Below are 21,406 nucleotides of genomic sequence, written 5' to 3'. Positions count from 1 at the left end.
TGAATTGTTTGGCAATGATTACTGCGCCGGGCAGCTGGAAGCACGTCATTTCTCAGGAGGCGGCGATCTCTCCCGGCGGGGAGAGATCTTCAGGTAAGGAGCGGAGGGAGGGAATTACTCAACGGCGAAAGCTTTATCGAGGCGGCTATAGCCTAGCCCGTTGATTTTTTTAACTTTAATTTGCACAGGAATGCGCTCTTTCATCGCCTCAACGTGGCTGATGACGCCGATAATCTTGCCGCTGGCGTTAAGCGCGTCCAGCGCATCCAGCGCGGTATCCAGGGTTTCGCTGTCCAGCGTGCCGAAACCCTCATCGAGGAACAGCGAGTCTATCCGCGTCTTATGGCTCACCAGATCGGAGAGCGCCAGCGCCAGCGCGAGGCTCACGAGGAAGCTCTCGCCGCCGGAAAGCGTCCGGGTATCGCGCACCGCGTCTGCTTGCCAGGTATCGACCACCTCCAGCTCCAGCGCGTCGCTGGCTTTGCGTTGCAGCAGATAGCGGCCGTGCAGGCGGTTAAGCTGATGGTTGGCCAGCCATACCAGGTTATCCAGCGTCAGCCCTTGCGCAAACTTACGGAATTTGTCGCCCTCTCTGGAGCCGATAAGCGAGTTCAGCCACCCCCAGTCTTCCACTTCCCGGGCCGCGTGTTCCATCTGCTGGCGTAACGACTGCTGACGCTGCTGGTTTTCGGCATTCTGCTTCAGCTGCTGGCGAATCTCTCCCTGGCGGGCGCTGTTTTCCCGCAGCAGCGCGGTCAGTTGCTGAAGCTTTTCTTGTAGCTGTTCAGGCGGCTGGTCGATGTCCATGTCCGTCGGCGGCTGCTGGCTGTGGTTCACCAGCGCCTCGCGGGCTCGCAGCGCCAGCGCCTGATTCTGCTGGAGCGCGCTTTCCAACGTCTGCTTCAGGCGTTCAAGGCCCTGGCGCGTCTCTTCATCGAGCAGAGCGGCGAGAAACGCCTGCCGATCGGCGAACGGGCTGGCGGCCAGCGCTGCGCTGAACTGCGCTTCGCTCTCTTTCAGCTGTGCCTGCTGCTGGCTTTCCTGCTGCCCCAGGGTTTGCCACTGGCTCTGGAGTGCGAGGCAGTCGTCATGGACCTGACGCCAGCCGTCCAGCAGCGCGGGTTCCGCCGCTAATTCCGTTTCCGGCAAAGCCTCCAGTAGCGGAGCCAGCTGTTGGATCTGTTCCTGAAGGGCGAGCAGTTCATTCTGTTTGGCCTGCCAGCCGCGGGTCTCTTCTTCCCGCTGCGCCAGCCAGCCAGCGGCCTGCCCGACAGCCGGTAAGTCCAGCGCAAATGCGCTCAGCTCCGTCGCCAGCGCGGCGCTGCGCTGCGCTTGTTCCCGCTGTAGCTGCTGGAGCTGCTGCTGGCACTCCTGCTGCTGAGCCTGCCAGGCCAGACGCTGCTGATGCTGATACAGCCGCTGTTCATGCTCCTGTTGCGCGTTTAGCCAGCCCGGAATGTCATCCTTTGGCGTCAGGTCGATATTTAATCCGGTGATGGTCTCATGCCAGCGTGATGTAAGCGCTTGCTCCTGCTGCAGAAGCGATGCTTTCTCAGCGACCTCTTTTTGCTGCTGCTTGATCAGAGCGTCAAGCTCGCCGCGCGCCTGCGCTCCGGCCTCCGCCAGCTGCTTAACTTCGCGCTCCAGCGCATCGCGCCGCGCCTGGTTTACGCCGGGAACCAGCGCCTGATATTCGGCGATGGCCGGATGCTGCGCGGAACCGCAGAGCGGACAGGGTGAGCCAGGCTGCAGGCGGGCTCGCTCCGCCTCAAGCCCGGCAATGCGGGCTTCCATTTCGCAAAGGGCTTTCACATCGCTGAACTGCTGATTCTTTTCTTTATAGGCCTGACGGCGCTGAGCCAGGGTGGCTTCCAGCCGTTCCTGCTCCTGCTTACTGGCCTGCCCGGCGGCATCAAGCTGCGATAACCGCTGGGCCAGCGGCTGCAGCTGACCATGCAGCGCAGCGAGCTGCTGACGCAGAGCGCGGGCCGCAGCGTGCTGCGCGAGTCCGGCGCTAACCTGTTCGGCATCCAGCGTCAGCCCGGCGGCCGGCAGTTCGCCCAGCCTGCGGTGGGTTTCCGCCAGGCGCTGTTGGACCGCGGATTGCTGCTGCGTATCGCGAGCCTGCTGCTGGAAAGCGGCCCGCCAGCCCGCCAGCGCGTTGCCCCAGAGCTGAAAGCGGTCATGCTCTTTAAGCCATGCGGACAACGCTTGTTGACGGCTGTGAAGTTGCTCAGACTGCTGCCGGGCGGCGAGGCGAATACCCGCCCGCAGCCGCAATCGTTCATGTAAGCGAGTATTTACTTCTTCTCTCTGGCTGCGGGTTTGCGCCAGCGCGGCGGTTTGCTCCTGCTGACGCGTCCACTGCGGGCGCAAACGCTCCGCCGGCTGGGAATTTAACAGCGCGCTAAGCTGCGGCTGGACCTGCTCCAGCGCAGATTGCGCTTCGCGTAGCGCGGTTTGAGCCTGCAGATCTTCTGCCGTCAGTTCTTCACGGCGTATTTGCCACTGACGGGCATTTTGCAACCGGGTTTGTTCGCTAACCTGCTGTTTTTCTTCAGCAGTAAGCGCTTGCAAACTTTGCTGAAGCGCCTGCTGTTGCTCCTCGCTCAGCAGCAGGACGCCGGAGGCCTGCGCCTGGATTTTTTCCAGCTCAACGCGGGCCTGCTTATGTTTTTCAAAGACCTGGGCGGAAATCTGTCCGTAAATTTCGGTCCCGGTGAGCTCTTCCAGCAGCTCGGCGCGCTCCTTCGGTTTGGCGTTGAGGAAGGCGGCGAACTGCCCCTGCGACAGCAGCATTGAGCGGGTGAAGCGGCCATAGTCCAGACCGGTGAGCGAGGCGGTCAGTTCCAGCTTATCTTTGACCTTATCGGCGAGGATTTTACCGTCCTCGCAGCGCGCCAGCTCGACGCGCGGAACCTGTAAATTGCCGTCCGGCTGGTTTCGCGCCCGGTTCTGGCTCCAGAAGGCGCGGTAGGCGATGCCTTTGACCTCGAACTCCACTTCCGCCAGACATTCGGCGGTGTCGCGGGTCATCAGATCGTTTTGCGATTGCGACACGCTGCTCAGGCGCGGCGTTTCGTGATAAAGCGCGAGGCAGATAGCGTCCAGCAGGGTGGTCTTGCCGGCGCCGGTTGGCCCGGTAATCGCGAACAATCCGTTGCTGGCAAATGGCTCAGCGGAGAAATCAATTTTCCATTCGCCTTTGAGTGAGTTGAGGTTTTTCAGGCGTAAGCTGAGAATTTTCACAGGCGATCCTCACCGTTGAGACTATGCAGCGTTTCATTAAAGAGCTGTTCCAGGCGCTGCTGCTGCGCCTCTTCCAGCGTTTCCAGCGCCAGACGGCGGGCGAAGACCTCCTCGACCTGCAGCTCGCTGAGGGTGACCCGCTGAACGCCCGCCAGAATGCGATCGCGCTGGCTGCGGCTGCGGCGCACCAGCAACACTTCTACCGGCAGTGTTTCGGTCTGGGCCTGGATTTTCCTTTGTATATCATGCATATATTCATCGCTGGTGATTTCGATATCCAGCCATGCCGCGGACCGCTGGCCGTTATTCTGCCATTGGTTCAGCTGAGCGCTAACGCTGGCGAAATCGCCCTTTAAGACCGCCAGAGGCTGGGTGATGGGCACGATCAGCGGCGTGACGTCCGCCAGGCGGCCAGCGCTAAAGGTCACCAGATTGACGCTTTTGCTTTTCCCGGTCTCGTCAAAGCTCAGCGCAATTGGGGAGCCACTGTAGCGAATATGCTCGCAGCCGCCGACCACCTGCGCCCGGTGAATATGGCCGAGCGCGATATAGTCGGCAGGCGGAAAGCGGTTCGCCGGGAAGGCGTCGAGGGTACCGATATAAATTTCGCGGACCGCGTCGCTTTTGCTGGCGCCGACGGTGGTTAAATGGCCGCTGGCGATAATCGGCAGCGCCTGGTTGCCGCGCAGTTCGCAGGCCTGCTGGTATTGCTGTTGGTAGTAGTCGCTGATGGCATTGAGTAACTGCTGTTGCTTCTCGCCGCTGGAGTGCCCGGCCTGGCTGGTCACCAGCTCACGAGGACGCAGGAACGGTACCGGGCAAAAAACCGCCCCCGGGGTACCGTCGCGTAACGGCAGAATAAAGGGCGCGTGGCCGGCATTGGCCACCACCGTGGTTTTAAGGAACGCAAGAATGTCGCGCGACTCGTTGAGGGTAGCGACCGAGTCGTGGTTTCCCGCCAGCACCACCAGCCGACAGCCGGTCTGCTGCAGCTGAACGACAAAGCGGTTATACAGCTCGCGCGCGTAGCTCGGCGGCGAGCCGGTATCAAAAATATCGCCCGCGACAATAATGGCGTCAACATCATGCTCCTGCGCGCTGGCCAGCAGCCAGTCGAGAAACGCCTGATGTTCGGCGGCGCGACTTTTGCTGTAAAAATTTTGCCCGAGATGCCAGTCAGAGGTGTGAAGGATGCGCATAGTTGTTCCATAGCGAAAAAGCGTAAGCGGCATTATATACCCGTCATACGTCAAGTTGCTTATGTGTTGGCTACGTGCGCTCACCCCAGCCACCTGGTTACCAGGGGGTGTGGGGACTGACGCCCTTGCCGCCATTAAGCCACGTGAATTATTGAGGGGATAATGCTGTTCTTCGGTGAGTTAAGTCCGTGTCACAATTCGAAATCCGCGTTCATCTGGCGGTCATTTTTTTCATAAATCTGTCATAAATCTGACGCATAATGGCCGCGCACTTCTATACTGATGGCTAAAAAATACAGGGTAAATAATGGCGAGAAGAATTCTGGTCGTTGAAGATGAAGCTCCAATCCGCGAAATGGTTTGCTTTGTTCTGGAGCAAAACGGCTTTCAGCCCGTCGAGGCGGAAGATTTTGACAGCGCGGTCAATCAGCTCAATGAACCCTGGCCTGATTTAATCCTCCTTGACTGGATGCTGCCGGGTGGGTCGGGTCTGCAGTTTATTAAACAGCTCAAGCGTGAAGCGATGACCCGTGATATTCCAGTGGTGATGCTTACCGCCCGCGGCGAAGAAGAAGATCGCGTCCGCGGCCTGGAAACCGGTGCGGATGATTACATTACCAAGCCATTTTCCCCGAAAGAGCTGGTGGCGCGCATTAAAGCCGTGATGCGGCGAATCTCGCCGATGGCGGTGGAAGAGGTGATTGAAATGCAGGGCCTGAGCCTCGACCCTTCTTCACATCGCGTGATGACCGGCGAAAATCCGCTGGATATGGGGCCGACGGAATTTAAATTATTACACTTCTTCATGACGCATCCGGAGCGGGTCTATAGCCGCGAACAGCTGCTGAATCACGTCTGGGGCACCAACGTTTATGTAGAAGACAGAACGGTAGACGTGCATATACGCCGTCTGCGCAAAGCGCTGGAACATAGCGGCCATGACCGGATGGTACAAACGGTTCGCGGTACGGGATATCGTTTCTCCGCCCGTTTCTGAATGCTGACAGGAGTGTGAACCGTGCTGGAACGGCTGTCATGGAAAAGGCTGGCGCTTGAGCTTTTCTTATGTTGTATCCCGGCCCTGATCCTCGGGGCGTTTGTAGGTCATCTGCCGTGGTTTTTATTGGCGGCAGTGACCGGCCTTCTTATCTGGCATTTCTGGAATCTGATGCGCCTGTCGTGGTGGCTGTGGGTCGACCGCAGCATGACGCCGCCGCCGGGTAGCGGCAGTTGGGAACCCCTGCTGTACGGTCTGCACCAGATGCAAATGCGTAATAAAAAGCGCCGCCGTGAGCTGGGAAGCCTGATTAAACGCTTTCGCAGCGGGGCGGAGTCTCTGCCGGACGCGGTGGTGCTGACCACCGAAGAAGGCGCGATGTTCTGGTGTAACGGCCTGGCCCAGCAGATCCTTAATCTGCGCTGGCCCGACGATAACGGGCAGAATATCCTCAACCTTCTGCGCTATCCTGAATTTGCTAATTACATGAAATACCGCGACTTCTCCAGGCCGCTCAATCTGGTGCTGAATAATGGCCGCCATCTGGAAATTCGTATGATGCCCTATAGCGACAAACAGCTGCTGATGGTGGCGCGCGATGTCACGCAGATGCACCAGCTGGAAGGGGCGCGGCGTAACTTTTTCGCCAACGTTAGCCATGAACTGCGCACGCCGCTGACGGTGTTGCAGGGGTATCTGGAGATGATGCAGGAGCAGGTGCTGGAAGGTGGAACGCGCGAAAAAGCGTTACACACCATGCGCGAACAAACCCAGCGTATGGAAGGCCTGGTGAAGCAGTTGCTGACGCTGTCGCGCATTGAAGCCGCGCCGGTACTGGCGATGAACGATAAAATCGACGTGCCGATGATGCTGCGGGTCGTCGAGCGCGAGGCGCAAACGCTAAGCCAGCAGAAGCATGAGCTGCATTTTTCGGTCGATGACTCGCTTAAAGTGCTGGGCAATGAAGAACAGCTGCGCAGCGCGATTTCCAACCTGGTGTATAACGCGGTCAACCATACGCCAGCGGGAACGGAGATTACCGTAACCTGGCAGCGGGCGCCGCACGGCGCGTTGTTTAGCGTCGAGGATAACGGGCCGGGGATCGCGCCGGAGCATATTCCGCGGCTGACCGAACGTTTCTACCGGGTGGATAAAGCGCGCTCGCGGCAAACTGGCGGCAGCGGTCTCGGACTGGCGATTGTTAAACATGCCGTCAGCCATCACGATAGCCGCCTTGAGATCGAGAGCGCGGTCGGCAAAGGCACCCGCTTTAGCTTCTTATTACCGGAACGTTTAATTGCCAAAAATTAAACCCGGATGGGTGAGTGTCAGCATTCCTTGCCAATGACCAGCTTCGGCTGGTCATTTTCGTTTGCAGCGCCATCACAGCTGCATAATTAACGAGCATTAGCTGCTTTTTTGTTCGCATGATAAGCCAGATGTTTTCTATCATTCTGGCTAATGATGCTATTCATTAAAATAGAGTTAGCATAATCATCTGCTTTTGCGATCCCTCCTTGCTTTAAAACGTTATAAGCGTTTAAATTGCCCCCCTACGGTCGCAGACAGACTGTTTTTGCGTGGTAATACAAAAAACAATTCTTTTCCACGCCGCTTTGGGAGCATATCCCGCTGAGTTTACTGACAATGGCCGCTGTATCATCCCCAGGGGAAAGGCGCGGTATTAATCCGTTTTTACAACACCACATCCACAGGCTGTAATGAATTTATGACCCATCAGTTAAAATCTCGCGACATCATTGCGTTGGGCTTTATGACCTTCGCGCTGTTCGTCGGCGCAGGCAATATTATCTTTCCTCCGATGGTTGGCTTACAGGCCGGCGAGCACGTCTGGACCGCGGCTATTGGCTTTCTGATTACCGCCGTGGGTCTGCCGGTGCTAACGGTCGTGGCGTTGGCTAAGGTCGGCGGCGGCGTAGAGAGCCTGAGCACGCCGATTGGTAAAGTCGCCGGTATTCTGCTGGCGGTGGTCTGCTATCTTGCCGTTGGGCCGCTGTTCGCGACTCCGCGCACCGCCACCGTCTCTTTTGAAGTGGGGATTGCGCCGCTGACCGGCGACGGTCCGCTGCCGCTGCTGATTTATAGCGTTATCTATTTTGCGCTGGTGATCCTCGTTTCGCTCTATCCGGGCAAGCTGCTGGACACCGTGGGGAATTTCCTCGCGCCGCTGAAAATTATCGCCCTGATTATTCTTGCCGTTGCGGCGATCGTCTGGCCTGCCGGTCCGCTGAGCCACGCGATGGAAGCCTACCGCACCGCGCCGTTCTCTAACGGTTTCGTCAACGGCTATCTGACTATGGATACCCTGGGCGCGATGGTCTTTGGCATCGTGATTGTCAACGCCGCGCGTTCCCGCGGCGTGACCGAAGCCCGCCTGCTGACCCGCTACACCGTGTGGGCTGGCCTGATGGCCGGCGTGGGCTTGACGCTGCTGTACCTGGCGCTGTTCCGTTTAGGTTCAGATAGCGGCACGCTGGTTGAGCAATCCGCTAACGGCGCGGCGATTCTCCATGCTTACGTTCAGCATACTTTCGGCGGCGCGGGAAGCTTTATGCTGGCGGCGCTGATCTTTATCGCCTGTCTGGTGACGGCGGTGGGCCTGACCTGCGCCTGCGCGGAGTTCTTCGCCCAGTACCTGCCGTTCTCCTATCGTACGCTGGTCTTTATCCTCGGCCTGTTTTCGATGGCGGTCTCCAACCTCGGTCTGAGCCACCTGATTCAGATTTCGATTCCGGTGCTGACGGCTATCTATCCGCCGTGTATCGCACTGGTTGTATTAAGCTTTACCCGCGGTTGGTGGCATAATTCGTCCCGCGTTATCGCCCCGGCAATGTTTATCAGCCTGATGTTTGGTATCATTGACGGCATTAAAGCGTCGGCGTTTGCAGATATTATGCCGTCCTGGACCGCGCGTCTGCCGCTGGCGGAGCAGGGTCTGGCCTGGCTGATGCCAACCGCCGTGATGGTGATTCTGGCCGTTATCTGGGATCGCGCAGCAGGACGTCAGGTGACTTCCAGCGCGCACTAACCGACGCTTTACACAGGTGTTTAACCACGGGACTTCAGGTCCCGTGGTTTTTTGTTTTTTTGGTCACCCTCCCTGGTGCTTTGCCCACGCGAAGGCCAGAGGAGAAAAACGGCATGGAACACGATGGAAAGTAGTAACAAGCTTAAGCGCGGGCTAAGTACCCGGCATATTCGCTTTATGGCGTTGGGGTCGGCAATCGGTACCGGCCTTTTCTATGGTTCGGCTGACGCGATTAAAATGGCGGGTCCGAGCGTTCTGTTGGCTTATATTATCGGCGGCGTCGCGGCCTACATTATTATGCGCGCGCTGGGCGAGATGTCGGTGCATAATCCGGCCGCCAGTTCGTTCTCGCGCTACGCGCAGGATTACCTTGGCCCGCTGGCGGGCTATATCACTGGCTGGACCTACTGTTTTGAAATTCTGATTGTCGCCATCGCCGACGTCACGGCCTTCGGCATCTATATGGGCGTCTGGTTCCCGGCGGTACCGCACTGGATTTGGGTGCTCAGCGTGGTGCTGATTATCTGCGCCGTCAACCTGATGAGCGTGAAGGTCTTCGGCGAGCTGGAATTCTGGTTCTCCTTCTTCAAAGTCGCCACCATTATCATCATGATCCTCGCTGGTTTCGGCATCATTATCTGGGGTATTGGCAACGGCGGGCAGCCGACCGGCATCCACAACCTGTGGAGCAACGGCGGCTTCTTCAGCAACGGCTGGCTGGGGATGGTGATGTCGCTGCAGATGGTGATGTTCGCCTACGGCGGCATTGAGATTATCGGAATTACCGCCGGCGAAGCGAAAGATCCGGAGAAATCCATACCGCGCGCCATTAACTCGGTGCCGATGCGTATTCTGGTGTTTTACGTGGGTACGCTGTTTGTAATTATGTCTATCTATCCGTGGAACCAGGTCGGGACCAACGGCAGCCCGTTCGTCTTAACCTTCCAGCATCTCGGCATCACTTTTGCCGCCAGCATCCTGAACTTTGTGGTGCTGACCGCTTCGCTATCGGCGATTAACTCCGATGTCTTTGGCGTAGGGCGTATGCTGCACGGCATGGCGGAGCAGGGCAGCGCGCCGAAAATGTTTGCTAAAACCTCACGTCGCGGGGTGCCGTGGGTGACAGTGATGGTGATGACCATCGCGCTGCTGTTCGCGGTCTATCTTAACTATATTATGCCGGAGAACGTTTTCCTGGTGATCGCCTCGCTGGCCACTTTCGCCACCGTCTGGGTGTGGATTATGATCCTGTTGTCGCAGATCGCCTTCCGTCGCCGTCTGCCGCCGGAAGAGGCGAAGGCGCTTAAGTTCAAGGTACCCGGAGGGGTAACGACCACGGTGATTGGCCTGCTGTTCCTGGTCTTTATTATCGGTCTGATTGGCTACCACCCCGATACCCGCATCTCGCTGTACGTTGGCTTTGCGTGGATACTTCTGCTGCTGATTGGCTGGCAGTTTAAAACCCGCCGCGAGCGAAAGCTGGCGAAAGCGTAGTCATTTGCTTCTCTTCTTGCCGGATACGCACAGGCTATCCGGCAAGCGATCCCTCCACCCCCGCCATCCTCCCCCAATAATTCTGCCGATGATGAGTCATACGCCAGTACGCTGTGGCAAGGTGTGCCCATTCTGCAAAGAGAGGAATAACAATGTTGAAGGCATGGCACCTCCCGGTTGCTCCGTTTATCAAGGAACAGCAGGAACGACTGATGATTACGCTATGGTTGAGCGGCGACGATCTGCCGCCGCGGGTGACCCTACGCGCGGAAGAGGATAACGAAGAGCTGTCGCTGCCGATGCACCGCCTGCGGCAGGCGCCGTATCCGGGCGTGGTGGCGTGGCGCGGGGAAATCAACCTCGTCAATGGGCAGCCGCGTCGGCGCTACAGCTTCAAGCTGCTGTGGGCCGATCGTCAGCTGTGGTTCACGCCGCAGGGATTCAACCGCTTTCCGCCGGCGAGGCTGGAGCAGTTTGCGGTCGATTTGCCAGACAGCGGGCCGCAGTGGGTGGCCGATCAGGTGTTTTATCAAATTTTCCCTGACCGTTTTGCCCGCAGCCAGTCCCGCGAAGCGGAACAGGATGTAACTTACTACCACCACGCCGCCGGTCACGATATTGTGCGTAAAGCGTGGGATGAACCGTTAACCGCCGAGGCGGGCGGCTCCACCTTTTACGGCGGCGATCTCGATGGTATCAGCGAGAAGCTGCCGTATCTGAAGCAGCTTGGCGTCACGGCGCTGTATCTCAACCCGGTGTTTGTCGCTCCCAGCGTGCATAAATATGATACCGAGGATTACCGCCGCGTTGATCCGCAGTTTGGCGGCGATGCGGCGCTGCTACGCCTGCGTCACAACACGCAAAAAGAGGGGATGCGTCTGATCCTCGATGGCGTGTTCAACCATAGCGGCGATTCGCATGCCTGGTTCGACCGCCACCAGCGCGGTAGCGGCGGCGCCTGCCATAACGCCGATTCGCCGTGGCGCGACTGGTATAATTTTTCCCCCGAGGGCGTTGCCCACGACTGGCTGGGATACGCCAGCCTGCCGAAGCTGGACTACCGTTCGTCGACGCTGATCGATGAAATCTACGGCGGGGAAGATAGCGTGGTGCGCCATTGGCTGAAAGCGCCATGGAGCATGGACGGCTGGCGCCTGGACGTGGTACACATGCTGGGCGAAGGGGGCGGGGCGCGCAATAACCTGCGCCATATCGCCGGCATTACCCAGGCGGCGAAGCTGGAGCGGTCGGACGCTTTCGTGTTCGGCGAGCATTTCGGCGACGCGCGCCAGTGGCTACAGGCTGACGTTGAAGACTCGGCGATGAACTACCGCGGCTTCACCTTCCCGCTATGGGGCTTCCTCGCGAACACCGATATCTCCTACGATCCGCAGAAAATTGATGCGCAGACCTGCATGGCGTGGATGGACAACTATCGGGCCGGGTTGTCGCACCAGCAGCAGCTGAGGATGTTTAACCAGCTCGATAGCCACGATACCGCCCGCTTTAAGTCTCTGCTGGGTAAAGATGTCGCACGCCTGCCGCTGGCGGTGGTGTGGCTATTTAGCTGGCCGGGCGTGCCGTGCATTTACTACGGCGACGAAGTGGGCGTGGACGGCAATAACGATCCGTTTTGCCGCAAACCGTTCCCGTGGGATCCGGCGTTGCAGGATGGCGATCTGCTCGACCTGTACAAGCGGATGTGCAAGCTGCGTAAGGCCAATCAGGCGCTGCGCTACGGCGGCTGCCAGGCGATTTATGCCGAAGATAACGTGGTGGTGTTCGTGCGCGTCTATAAGCAGCAGCGCGTGCTGGTGGCGATCAACCGCGGCGAAGCCTGCGAGGTAGTGGTAGAGGATTCGCCGCTACTCGACGTCAACGGCTGGCAGTTGAAAGAGGGCGCCGGGGAGCTACACGACGGCGTGCTGACGCTACCGGCGATCTCCGCCAGCGTCTGGTTTAGCCGCTAGTCGTAGAGCTGGCCCAGGCTTTCACTTTGCAAAATGGCCTCGCGCCACCAGCGCTGGGCCAGCCCGTCGTTGCCGCTTCGCCAGGCCATATAGGTGATATCTTTCTCACGGCAGGAGATAACGGCCTTTTCGACTAGCTCGCCTTTTTCCAGCCACGGCCGGGCAATATGGCGCGGTAAAAAGCCGCAGCCCAGCCCGGCGCGCAAGAGTTCGACTTTACTGGCGAAATCATCCACGCGAATTTGCGGCTGTTCGTCGAGCAGGTTACTGTTGAGCGGATGGCAGTAGCGGGCGCTGTCGCTGATGACCACCGCGCGATGCAGGCTGAGCTGCTTGTTGGTCAGCGGTTGGGTGGTTTCCGCCAGCGGATGCCCCGGCGCGATGACGAAGATATTGTCCATGGCGCCGAGCATTTTCCACGACCATTCGGCGGAGGTCGGTGGTTCATTGATCGCCCCGAGAATAATATCCGCGCCGTTGTGAGTGAGCTCTTCCCACGAGCCCGCAAGGGTATGGTGGGTAAAGTTAAGGCGGGTTTGCGGGTGCTGGGCATAGAACGCGTCGATCAGCGGCAGCAGCGCGCTGAACGGGAAAGAGTCATCCAGGGCGATAGCCAGATCCCGCTCCCAACCGGCGCTGAGCTGCACCGCCTGCTTTTCCAGATCTTTGGCGGCATTTAGCAGCAATCGGCCTTTCTCCAACATCATTCTGCCGGTATCGGTAAATTTAGCCCGATGTCCGGAGCGATCCAGCAGGGTGATATTCAGATCGTTTTCCAGCTTTTGAATCATGTAGCTCAGCGCGGCAGGGGTTTTAAATAGCGATTCTGCGGCGGTGGCAAAAGAGCCATGTTTGTCCAGCGCGTCGAGAATCAACAGGACATCAAGGTTCAGGCGCATGCGTCAGCTTCCGGTAAAAAAGAGTGCCCCCGTTTTACCGGAGCGTCCTGTTCAATTCCAGTGAATAATTTAGAACGGTTAACCGTAAAAATTTGATAAACATAATTTCGCGCATCTTGTAATGGTTAATTGAATAACCATAACTTTTCGCTTTGGAAATAAATCAGAAAAAATCTTTAATAACTCGTTAGAAATTACTGACTATACTCATCATGCTTTATCAGTCAGGATCCAGACAGCACAACGGAAACGGTAGTATCTTTTTAACTCATTGATTAACAGGATATGTTATGTCTATTCGTGAACTGATCGATCCCTCAAACTCAGCGCTTATTTTTATTGACCACCAGCCGCAAATGTCTTTTGGCGTGGCCAATATTGACCGTCAGACTCTCAAAAATAATACGGTGGCTTTAGCCAAAGCGGGCAAAATTTTTAATGTTCCGGTGATTTATACTTCCGTAGAAACTAAAAGCTTCAGCGGTTATATCTGGCCGGAACTGCTGGCCGTGCATCCTGATGTGAAACCCATTGAACGTACCTCGATGAACTCCTGGGAAGATGCGGCTTTTGTGGCCGCGGTAAAAGCCACCGGGCGTAAAAAATTGATTATTTCCGCGCTGTGGACGGAAGTTTGCCTGACCTTCCCGGCGCTGATGGCGCTGGACGCAGGCTATGAAGTTTACGTGGTGACCGATACCTCCGGCGGCACCTCGGTTGATGCCCACGAGCGCTCAATTGACCGTATGGTGCAGGCCGGCGCGGTGCCGGTGACCTGGCAGCAGGTGCTGCTTGAGTACCAGCGCGACTGGTCGCGTAAAGAGACCTATGACGCGGTAATGGATCTGGTGCGCGAGCACAGCGGCGCCTACGGGATGGGCGTGGATTACGCTTATACCATGGTGCACGGCGCTCCAGAGCGTAAAGCTTAAATACACTTCATCCTTCAAGCTGCCTCTTTGTTGGCTTCGTTTGCCCGCCCCGGTCACTGACTCATGTCAGCTCCCGGGGACGAACAACCTTGCCGCCTCGACGCAGCGTGAATGATTTTGTGTATTGGCATCATCCTTCAGCTGCCTCTTTGTGGGCTTGGTTTGCCCGCCCCGGTCACTGACTCATGTCAGCTCCCGGGGACGAACAACCTTGCCGCCTCGACGCAGCGTGAATGATTTTGTGTATGGTCATGTATAGCTAATGGCGGCGGACAACCCGCCATTCCCTGAAGCAAGGAACTCTTAATGGCGCAACAGAAATCGGTGACCCTGGTGATCAGCCATGTGCTCGACCCGGAGCATGGCCAGCGGTATGAAGCGTGGCTGGGCAAAATTATGCCGATTGCGGCAGAGTTTCCCGGCCATCTTGGCGCAAACGTCATTCGTCCGGCCCCCGGGCAGAATTTATGGAGCGTGATTATTCGCTTCGACACCATTGAGCATCTTTATGCCTGGACCCAGTCGGAGACCCGCCGCCAGCTGGTGGCGGAAATTGCGCCGCTGCTAAGCGAAGGCGATCGTACCGAAGTCCGGACTGAACCGGCCTTCTGGTTTACGCCGCCCGCGGCGAACGTGCGCCAGCCGCGACGCTGGAAGCAATTTTTAATCACCCTGCTGGTGATTTTCCCCAGTACTAACCTGGTGCCGTCGATAACCGGAATACTGTTGCCCTCGCTGAAGGGAAGCCTGTTGCTGCATCTGATCAATGATGCCTGTGTGGTCGCGCTGGTGGTCTGGTTCTGGATGCCCATCGTGACCCGTCTGTTTGCTGGCTGGTTAAAGAAAAACTGAGCCAGCCTCCTGAAGGAGTGCGTTATGTCGCAAACTGCCACACTGATCCTGACCCACGGTCGGGTTCATACTCTCGATCGTCAACACCCTCTGGCCGATGCGGTGGCGATCGCTGACGGTAAAATTCTCGCAGCCGGTAGCCACGATCGGATCATGAGCTTTGCCGCTGAAGGGACGCAAATTATCGATCTTAAAGGCCATACGGTGATCCCCGGCCTGAACGACTCCCATCTGCACTTGATCCGCGGCGGTCTGAACTACAATCTGGAGCTTCGCTGGGAGGGGGTTCCCTCGCTGGCGGACGCGCTACGGATGCTAAAAGATCAGGCCGATCGCACGCCGTCGCCGCAGTGGGTGCGGGTCGTCGGCGGCTGGAGCGAATTCCAGTTCGCTGAACGGCGGATGCCGACGCTGGAGGAGCTTAATGATGCGGCGCCGGATACCCCGGTGTTTGTCCTGCATCTGTACGATCGCGCATTGCTTAACCGCGCGGCCCTGAAGGCGGTGGGCTACACCAAAGAGACGCCGGATCCGGCGGGCGGCGAGATCGTTCGCGACGGCAACGGTAATCCTACCGGCATGCTGATCGCCAAACCCAACGCCATGATCCTCTACTCGACGCTGGCCAAAGGGCCGAAGCTGCCGCTGGAACTTCAGGTCAACTCAACGCGACAGTTTATGCGCGAGCTGAATCGTCTGGGGCTGACCAGCGCCATTGATGCCGGGGGCGGTTTCCAGAACTACCCGGAAGATTATGAAATTATTGAACAGCTGCACGCCAAAGAGCAGATGACCGTGCGGATTGCCTATAACCTGTTTACCCAGCGGCCTAAGCAGGAGCTGGAAGATTTTGAGCGCTGGACCGATATGCTCAAGCCGGGACAGGGCACCGATTTTTACCGCGCCAACGGCGCCGGGGAGATGCTGGTTTTCTCGGCGGCGGATTTCGAAGACTTCCTCCAGCCGCGTCCGGATCTGCCGGAAGGGATGGAAGATGAGCTGGAGCGGGTGGTGCGCCACTTGGTTGAACATCGCTGGCCGTTCCGCCTGCATGCCACCTATGATGAATCCATCAGCCGGATGCTCGACGTCTTCGAGAAGGTGAATCGCGATATTCCGTTCAACGGTCTGCACTGGTTCTTCGATCATGCGGAAACCATCACCGAGCGCAATATCGAACGCGTTAAAGCGCTGGGCGGCGGCATTGCCGTGCAGCACCGTATGGCTTTCCAGGGCGAATATTTTGTCGACCGCTACGGTAAAGATGCGGTCAAACATACGCCGCCGGTGGCGAAAATGCTCGAGCTGGAGGTTCCGGTGGGGCTGGGGACGGATGCTACCCGCGTGGCGAGCTACAATCCGTGGACCGCGCTCTACTGGCTGGTTTCCGGCCGTACCGTCGGCGGGATGGCGATGTATGACGACAGCAACCGCCTGCCGCGCGACGTGGCGCTGGAGCTGTGGACGGCGGGAAGCGCGTGGTTTTCCAGCGAACAGGGTAAGAAAGGGCGCATTGAACAAGGCCAGCTTGCCGACCTGGTGGTGCTCTCCAAAGACTATTTCAGCGTCGCGGAAGAGGAAATCAAGGGGATCGAGTCGGTGCTGACGGTGGTGGACGGCAAGGTGGTGTACGCCGCCGGACACTTCTCGCCGCTGGCGCCGCCGCCCATTCCGGTGCTGCCCGAGTGGTCGCCGGTGGTGAAGGTTCCGGGTCATTACCGTTCCGCGCCGCCGACGGCCGCGAAAATCGGTGCAATCGTGCAGATGCACCAGTGCTGCGGCAGCTGCGGCGTACACGGGCATCAGCATGATATTGCGCGCAAATCGTCGATACCGGTTGCCGATGAGCAGGCGTTCTGGGGCGTGCTCGGCTGCTCCTGCTTTGCTTTTTAGCGCGACGGGCGCTTATCAGTACCGATAGGCCAATGAGAGCATCAACGTCCTCATTGGCCTTTTTCATTTTCTCGGATAGCGCTGATAAGACAATGTGTGTCATTCTGCTCCCTCTTCAAACAGTGAAGGTGGGAACATGGACGATCTACTGATCTTTGGCGCCGTGATTTTATTCTGCGGGCTGGTGGTTGGGCCGCTCGTCGCGATTGTCGCTCTCAGGCGCAGCGCGGCGGTCCGTTTTGAGCTGGCGGCTTTGCAACGTCGGGTTGAGGAGCTTGAGCGATGCGGCGTCGCGCCTGCGGCAGAGACCACCGCCTTCGCGCCGACAACGCCAGAAGCCGCTATCGCTGCTGACGCGATGACGGTGAAGCTCAGTGAGCCTCGACCGGAGCCCGTGGCTGAAGCCATCGATCCGTGGCGCGCGCAGCCAACGCCGCAACCGCAGCCAGAGCAAAAGGCGGCCTCTCTCCCCGAAAGCAAGCCATCTTCCGCCTTTGGTGGAATAATATCGTCACTGGCAGGCTGGTTTATGCAGGGCAATCCGCTGGCGAAGCTCGGGATCCTGCTGCTGTTTCTTGGCCTCTCCTTTCTGCTGCGCTATACCGTGGAACACGCTCTGTTCCCCCTCGAATTACGTCTGGTCGCGGCGGCGCTGTTCGCGGTCGTCCTGCTGGCTGTCGGATGGCGATTGCGGCATAAGCAACCGGTGTACGCCCTGATCTTGCAGGGTGGGGCAACGGGCGCGCTCTATCTCACCGTTTTTGGCGCCTTTCGCCTGTGGCAGATGCTACCGATGACCCTGGCGTTTGCGCTGTTGGTGGCGATCTGCGCGGCGAGCGTTGGGTTGGCGATTGTGCAAAAAGCGCTCAGCCTGGCCATGCTGGCGAGCCTTGGCGGTTATCTTGCGCCGCTGCTGCTCTCTACCGGCGGCGGCAGCCATGTGGCGTTGTTCTCCTTCTATCTTCTGCTGTCGGTCGGCATTCTTGCCATTAGCATCCGCCAGCACTGGCGCGAGCTTAATCTGCTTGGCCTGCTGTTTACCTTTGGCGTTGGCGGCCTGTGGGGGCTGAATGAGTATCGGCCAGCGTTTTACCTGAGCTGTCAGCTGTTTTTAATTGCCAATACGCTTATTTTTGGCGTGTTGAGCGTGGCGCTGTCGCTGCGGGCGCAGGAAAAAGGTCGTCAGATTATTGACGGCGTGCTGCTGTTTGCGCCGCCGCTGGTCGGTTTTGGTATGCAGTACGCCATTACCCGGCATATGGAATACGGCCCGGCGCTTAGCGCGCTGGGCTACGGCGGTTTCTATCTGGCCCTTGCCTGGCTGGCGCTGCGTCGCTACCCCTCTTTAGGGAAGCCGCTGGTGCTGGCGGCGCTGGCGCTCGGCGGCGCCTTTACCACGCTGGCCATCCCGCTGGCGCTGTCGGCTCGCTGGACTGCGATGGCCTGGTCGCTGGAAGGTCTTGGCATCCTCTGGCTGGGCGTGCAACAGCAGCAGCGGCGCATGAGCTACAGCGGTACGGCGTTACTTGTACTGGCGGTTGGCAGCGCGCTATGGGCGCAGGCGAATGGCGCCACGCCGCTCTCTTTGCTGCTGATTTTCGCCGTACTCAGCCTTAGCTGGCTGGTTGCCGCCTGGCTGTGGCGAACCGTCCAGGTGCAGGGCAGTTGGGGGTTGCTTATCGGCGGCCTGTTGTTCTGGATGGTGGCGCTTGTGGGCGCATCGCAGCTGGCGGTGAGTAAAGACACGCAGATTGTCTTTGGCGTGCTGGCGGCGCTGGCGGCGTCGGTGTGGTGCTGGCGCGCAGCCGCCGCGCGCTTAGCCTGGCAAGAGCTGGATGCGAGCAAATGGCTGCTGTGGCCAATGATGCTGATGGTGCTGTTTTACCAGCTGTCCCAGCAGCAGATTTTCGCTGCTGGCTGGAAAAATCTGGCCTGGTGCGCGGCGCTACCCGCGGCGGCGGCCCTGCTCTGGCGTGATGGGCATTCACTGCCGCCGCGCCTGAGTAAGCTTGCCCACCTGTCGCTGTTGTGGATGATTTTGCTGGCGCTGGCAATGGAGCTGTTTTGGTTTACCCAGGATTTGCCGTGGGGCATGTCGGCCTGGGCGAGCGGATTAATGATGGTGGCGGGCGGGATGCTGATTTTCCTCGTCTCGGAAGCCGTTCATCGGCAAGTGTGGCCATTCCGGGTATGGCCTGCGCTGTATGCTTCTCAGGCGATGATACCGGTGGCGGTGGCGCTGGGATGCCTGTTAATGCTGACGAATGTGCAGGATGGCACAGTCTACGGTCAGACCTATTTGCCGCTGATTAACCCGTTGGAAGAGGGCGCCGCTTTTGCGCTGCTTGGGCTGACGATATTTTACCGCGTTTCGCGGCGTTATTTTCCGCTGCAGCTATCGGTATGCCGCCCCTGGCCCGTCGTTGCTTTGCTGGCGCTCGGCTTCTGGTGGCTGAATGGTCTGCTGCTGCGCGCCCTGGCCTGGTACGGCGAGGTGGCCTGGAGTATCGAGCCGCTGTGGCATTCGCGTTTAATTCAGACCACTTTCGCGCTGGTCTGGACGCTGGCAGCGCTGACGATCATGCTGCGCGCGACGCGGCGACTTTCCCGCCGCGAATGGCTATGCGGCGCGGCGTTGTTAGGCGTTGTCATTGTGAAACTCATGCTGGTGGATAGCGCAGGCGGCGGCGGGCTGGCGCGGGCTGTTGCGTTTATCGGCGTGGCGATTTTGGTGTTGATCGTCGGGTATTTTTCCCCGTTACCGCCCAAAGCAGGAGAAGAAAAATGAAATGGATGAAAGCGGTGTTATGCGGCGTGCTGCTGGGTGTGACGGGCGCGGCTGTCAGCGGCAATGAAGCGCGAGAAAAACCACTGGATTATATGCAGGGGGTGATGCTGGAAACCAGCGGCGCGTCGCCCTGGTATCGCGTCGAGCTTTCCCCGTTGCTCTATCAGGGGACGGCATGGCCTGATTTGCGCGATGTGCGGGTATTTAACCATCAGGGAGATACGGTACCGTTCGCGCTGCAGGTGCAGAAGGCGCAACCCGTTACGCCTGAAGCGATGACGCTACGGCTTTTCCCTCTGCAGATGTCGCCGGTTCCGCCGCGTGAAGAGGGGCGACGCGGCGGAGAGTCGCTGGTCCTGCGTTCAACAACGGGGATCGAAATTCACCTGGAAACCGATGATGCGAAGGCGCTCGGGCAGAGCTATTTACTGACGCTGCCGGCGGATAAGACGGACGCTTTCGCGCTGGCTCAACTGCGGCTGAACTGGGAATCGTTGGCGGCTAACTGGCAGGGGAAAGCGTCGCTGTATTCCAGCCGCGATTTGAAGTACTGGCGCTCTGTTCAGGAGGATGCGCCTCTTATGGATCTGACGCGCGATAGCGATCGTTTGAAAATGGACACCATTAGCGCTGACCTGACGCTCTCCGCGGACGGGAATCGTTACCTGCTGCTGATCCTCGATGCGCAAAGCAAGGCGCCGGCGTTAAATAGCGTGACGGCTCTGGCGGAACGCAGAGAACCGGAGTCTACGCGCATTGAGCTTGATGCTCAGGCGGACAGGGTTTCAGATGAGGAGGCCGTTTGGCGCTGGGCCCGGCCTCAGCCGCTGACTTCGCTCAGAATATCGCTGGCAGGCGAAGGGGTTCTACCGGTCGAGCTTGCCTGGCGCAGCGGCGAAAATAAGCCCTGGCAGCCGCTGACGAAAACCGTGCTGTATCAGCTGGACGGCAAGCGTTCGGACGATATTCCTCTGTCAGGTCAACCGGTTGAAGCGGTTCGCATGAAGACGATTAATGCCCGCTTATCGGCGTCGCTGCCGGCGATAAGCGGCGCGCGCGATAAATACCAGCTGGTCTTTAATACCCAGGGAAAAGGGCCTTATATGCTGGCCTGGGGAAACCGGGCGGCGCAAAAGGCAGATGTCGCCCTGGACATGCTGATCCCGCCGTCGCTGCGTAAGACGCAGTCTGTGAATGATCTCCCTCTGGCGGTCGCGCAAGAAGACGTCATGCTGGGCGGCGAAGCGCGGTTAACGGCGACGTCTGCTGCCGAGCAGCAAAGCAGCTGGAAAACGCTGCTGGTATGGGGTGCGCTGATATTTGGCGTCGTTGTGCTGGCATTGATGGCGTGGCGCATCTGGCGTGAAGTGAAAAAAAGCGGCTCCGTATAAAACAAAAAAGGCTCGCGTCTGCGAGCCTTTTGCCGAACGTACGCCGATTACAGGCTGGAAACGTTCTCGGTCAGGTATTTAGCCACGCCTTCCGGAGAAGCGGCCATCCCTTCTTTTCCTTTTTCCCACTGCGCCGGGCAAACTTCGCCGTGCTCTTCGTGGAACTGCAGCGCGTCAACCATACGCAGCATTTCGTCGATGTTACGGCCCAGCGGCAGATCGTTAACCACCTGGTGACGAACAACGCCGTTAGCGTCGATCAGGAAGGAACCGCGCAGGGCAACGCCTTCGTCCGGATGCTCGATACCGTACGCTTTCTGGATTTCGCGTTTGATGTCAGCAACCATCGCGTATTTAACCGGGCCGATGCCGCCCTGGTCTACTGGGGTGTTACGCCATGCGTTGTGGACGAACTCGGAGTCAAAAGAAACGCCAACCACTTCTACGCCGCGTTTCTGGAATTCTTCGTAGCGCTTGTCAAAAGCGATCAGTTCAGACGGGCAAACGAAGGTGAAGTCCATCGGCCAGAAGAACAGAACGGTGGCTTTACCGCTGGTGTGCTGTTTGAAGTTGAATTTCTCAACGATTTCGCCGTTACCTAAAACAGCTGCCGCGGTGAAGTCCGGAGCCTGACGAGTAACCAGAACCATATGATTCTCCTGTTAATACTAAGGTTAATTGGAACGCAACGCG

Annotated in this window: 14 protein-coding genes; 10 read left to right on the top strand and 4 right to left on the bottom strand. The window is 58.4% G+C overall.

Annotated features, from left to right (window positions below; genetic code table 11):
• Nucleotides 1-114: 114 nt before the first annotated feature.
• Nucleotides 115-3,249 carry an exonuclease subunit SbcC gene (sbcC, locus tag K7H21_RS22035; protein WP_223035366.1) on the bottom strand — a complete coding sequence of 1,045 codons (3,135 nt, stop codon included), beginning with the start codon at nucleotides 3,247-3,249 and terminating at the stop codon, nucleotides 115-117.
• A complete protein-coding gene (gene sbcD, locus K7H21_RS22030) occupies nucleotides 3,246-4,448 on the bottom strand; it encodes an exonuclease subunit SbcD (RefSeq protein ID WP_139529575.1) in 1,203 nt (400 codons plus the stop codon). The genes sbcC and sbcD overlap by 4 nt, the downstream gene beginning before the upstream one ends.
• 307 nt (nucleotides 4,449-4,755) lie before the next feature.
• Between sbcD and phoB the strand changes: the two genes are divergently transcribed.
• The 5 genes from phoB to malZ all read left to right on the top strand — a co-directional run bounded on the left by phoB (nucleotide 4,756) and on the right by malZ (nucleotide 11,958).
• Nucleotides 4,756-5,445, top strand: a complete 690-nt coding sequence (gene phoB / locus K7H21_RS22025) for a phosphate response regulator transcription factor PhoB (RefSeq protein ID WP_004099401.1) — start codon at nucleotides 4,756-4,758, stop codon at nucleotides 5,443-5,445.
• Nucleotides 5,446-5,466: 21 nt separating this feature from the next.
• Complete coding sequence (phoR, locus tag K7H21_RS22020; protein WP_223035365.1) at nucleotides 5,467-6,756, top strand: phosphate regulon sensor histidine kinase PhoR; 1,290 nt, start codon at nucleotides 5,467-5,469, stop codon at nucleotides 6,754-6,756.
• 418 nt (nucleotides 6,757-7,174) lie between these two features.
• Nucleotides 7,175-8,494: a branched-chain amino acid transporter carrier protein BrnQ gene (gene brnQ, locus K7H21_RS22015; protein WP_004129638.1), complete on the top strand. Its 1,320-nt coding sequence runs from the start codon at nucleotides 7,175-7,177 to the stop codon at nucleotides 8,492-8,494.
• A 123-nt stretch (nucleotides 8,495-8,617) separates the two neighbouring features.
• Complete coding sequence (gene proY / locus K7H21_RS22010) at nucleotides 8,618-9,988, top strand: proline-specific permease ProY (protein ID WP_004129641.1); 1,371 nt, start codon at nucleotides 8,618-8,620, stop codon at nucleotides 9,986-9,988.
• 152 nt (nucleotides 9,989-10,140) lie between these two features.
• Nucleotides 10,141-11,958, top strand: coding sequence for a maltodextrin glucosidase (malZ, locus tag K7H21_RS22005; protein ID WP_087828310.1), 1,818 nt, complete (start codon nucleotides 10,141-10,143; stop codon nucleotides 11,956-11,958).
• Here the strand turns inward: malZ and K7H21_RS22000 are convergent.
• Nucleotides 11,955-12,857: a LysR family transcriptional regulator gene (locus tag K7H21_RS22000; protein ID WP_004129645.1), complete on the bottom strand. Its 903-nt coding sequence runs from the start codon at nucleotides 12,855-12,857 to the stop codon at nucleotides 11,955-11,957. The two genes, malZ and K7H21_RS22000, sit on opposite strands and share 4 nt — an antisense overlap.
• Before the next feature lie 290 nt (nucleotides 12,858-13,147).
• Here K7H21_RS22000 and K7H21_RS21995 point away from each other — a divergent pair, with 290 nt between their 5' ends.
• The 5 genes from K7H21_RS21995 (at nucleotide 13,148) to K7H21_RS21975 (ending at nucleotide 20,713) form a co-directional block, all read left to right on the top strand.
• Nucleotides 13,148-13,789 carry a hydrolase gene (locus K7H21_RS21995; protein ID WP_004129647.1) on the top strand — a complete coding sequence of 214 codons (642 nt, stop codon included), beginning with the start codon at nucleotides 13,148-13,150 and terminating at the stop codon, nucleotides 13,787-13,789.
• Between the two features lie 306 nt (nucleotides 13,790-14,095).
• Nucleotides 14,096-14,641, top strand: a complete 546-nt coding sequence (locus K7H21_RS21990; protein ID WP_004129650.1) for an antibiotic biosynthesis monooxygenase — start codon at nucleotides 14,096-14,098, stop codon at nucleotides 14,639-14,641.
• A gap of 24 nt (nucleotides 14,642-14,665) precedes the next feature.
• Nucleotides 14,666-16,534 (top strand): amidohydrolase, encoded by a 1,869-nt coding sequence (locus K7H21_RS21985; RefSeq protein ID WP_004129654.1) that lies wholly within the window; start codon nucleotides 14,666-14,668, stop codon nucleotides 16,532-16,534.
• 136 nt (nucleotides 16,535-16,670) lie between these two features.
• Nucleotides 16,671-19,322: a DUF2339 domain-containing protein gene (locus tag K7H21_RS21980; RefSeq protein WP_223035364.1), complete on the top strand. Its 2,652-nt coding sequence runs from the start codon at nucleotides 16,671-16,673 to the stop codon at nucleotides 19,320-19,322.
• The gene (locus K7H21_RS21975) at nucleotides 19,319-20,713 is read left to right on the top strand and encodes a DUF3999 domain-containing protein (RefSeq protein WP_004129659.1); all 1,395 of its coding nucleotides are present in this window, start codon (nucleotides 19,319-19,321) and stop codon (nucleotides 20,711-20,713) included. The genes K7H21_RS21980 and K7H21_RS21975 overlap by 4 nt, the downstream gene beginning before the upstream one ends.
• 47 nt (nucleotides 20,714-20,760) lie before the next feature.
• Here K7H21_RS21975 and K7H21_RS21970 read toward each other — a convergent pair whose 3' ends face one another.
• Entirely contained in the window at nucleotides 20,761-21,363 is a 603-nt protein-coding gene (locus tag K7H21_RS21970; RefSeq protein WP_004099418.1) for a peroxiredoxin, read from the bottom strand.
• Nucleotides 21,364-21,406: the final 43 nt, after the last annotated feature.

Source organism: Klebsiella sp. CTHL.F3a (assembly GCF_019890895.1).
GTDB lineage: Bacteria > Pseudomonadota > Gammaproteobacteria > Enterobacterales > Enterobacteriaceae > Klebsiella > Klebsiella grimontii.
Note: the sequence above shows the minus strand (reverse complement) of the source record. Positions and strands in the feature narration are given on the sequence as shown.

Excerpts from the sequence above, each read along its gene's own strand:
- sbcD (WP_139529575.1), bottom strand. The coding sequence starts at position 4,448 with ATGCGCATCCTTCACACCTCTGACTGGCATCTCGGGCAAAATTTTTAC.
- phoB (WP_004099401.1), top strand. The coding sequence starts at position 4,756 with ATGGCGAGAAGAATTCTGGTCGTTGAAGATGAAGCTCCAATCCGCGAA.
- brnQ (WP_004129638.1), top strand. The coding sequence starts at position 7,175 with ATGACCCATCAGTTAAAATCTCGCGACATCATTGCGTTGGGCTTTATG.
- proY (WP_004129641.1), top strand. The coding sequence starts at position 8,618 with ATGGAAAGTAGTAACAAGCTTAAGCGCGGGCTAAGTACCCGGCATATT.
- malZ (WP_087828310.1), top strand. The coding sequence starts at position 10,141 with ATGTTGAAGGCATGGCACCTCCCGGTTGCTCCGTTTATCAAGGAACAG.
- K7H21_RS22000 (WP_004129645.1), bottom strand. The coding sequence starts at position 12,857 with ATGCGCCTGAACCTTGATGTCCTGTTGATTCTCGACGCGCTGGACAAA.
- K7H21_RS21995 (WP_004129647.1), top strand. The coding sequence starts at position 13,148 with ATGTCTATTCGTGAACTGATCGATCCCTCAAACTCAGCGCTTATTTTT.
- K7H21_RS21990 (WP_004129650.1), top strand. The coding sequence starts at position 14,096 with ATGGCGCAACAGAAATCGGTGACCCTGGTGATCAGCCATGTGCTCGAC.
- K7H21_RS21985 (WP_004129654.1), top strand. The coding sequence starts at position 14,666 with ATGTCGCAAACTGCCACACTGATCCTGACCCACGGTCGGGTTCATACT.
- K7H21_RS21980 (WP_223035364.1), top strand. The coding sequence starts at position 16,671 with ATGGACGATCTACTGATCTTTGGCGCCGTGATTTTATTCTGCGGGCTG.
- K7H21_RS21975 (WP_004129659.1), top strand. The coding sequence starts at position 19,319 with ATGAAATGGATGAAAGCGGTGTTATGCGGCGTGCTGCTGGGTGTGACG.
- K7H21_RS21970 (WP_004099418.1), bottom strand. The coding sequence starts at position 21,363 with ATGGTTCTGGTTACTCGTCAGGCTCCGGACTTCACCGCGGCAGCTGTT.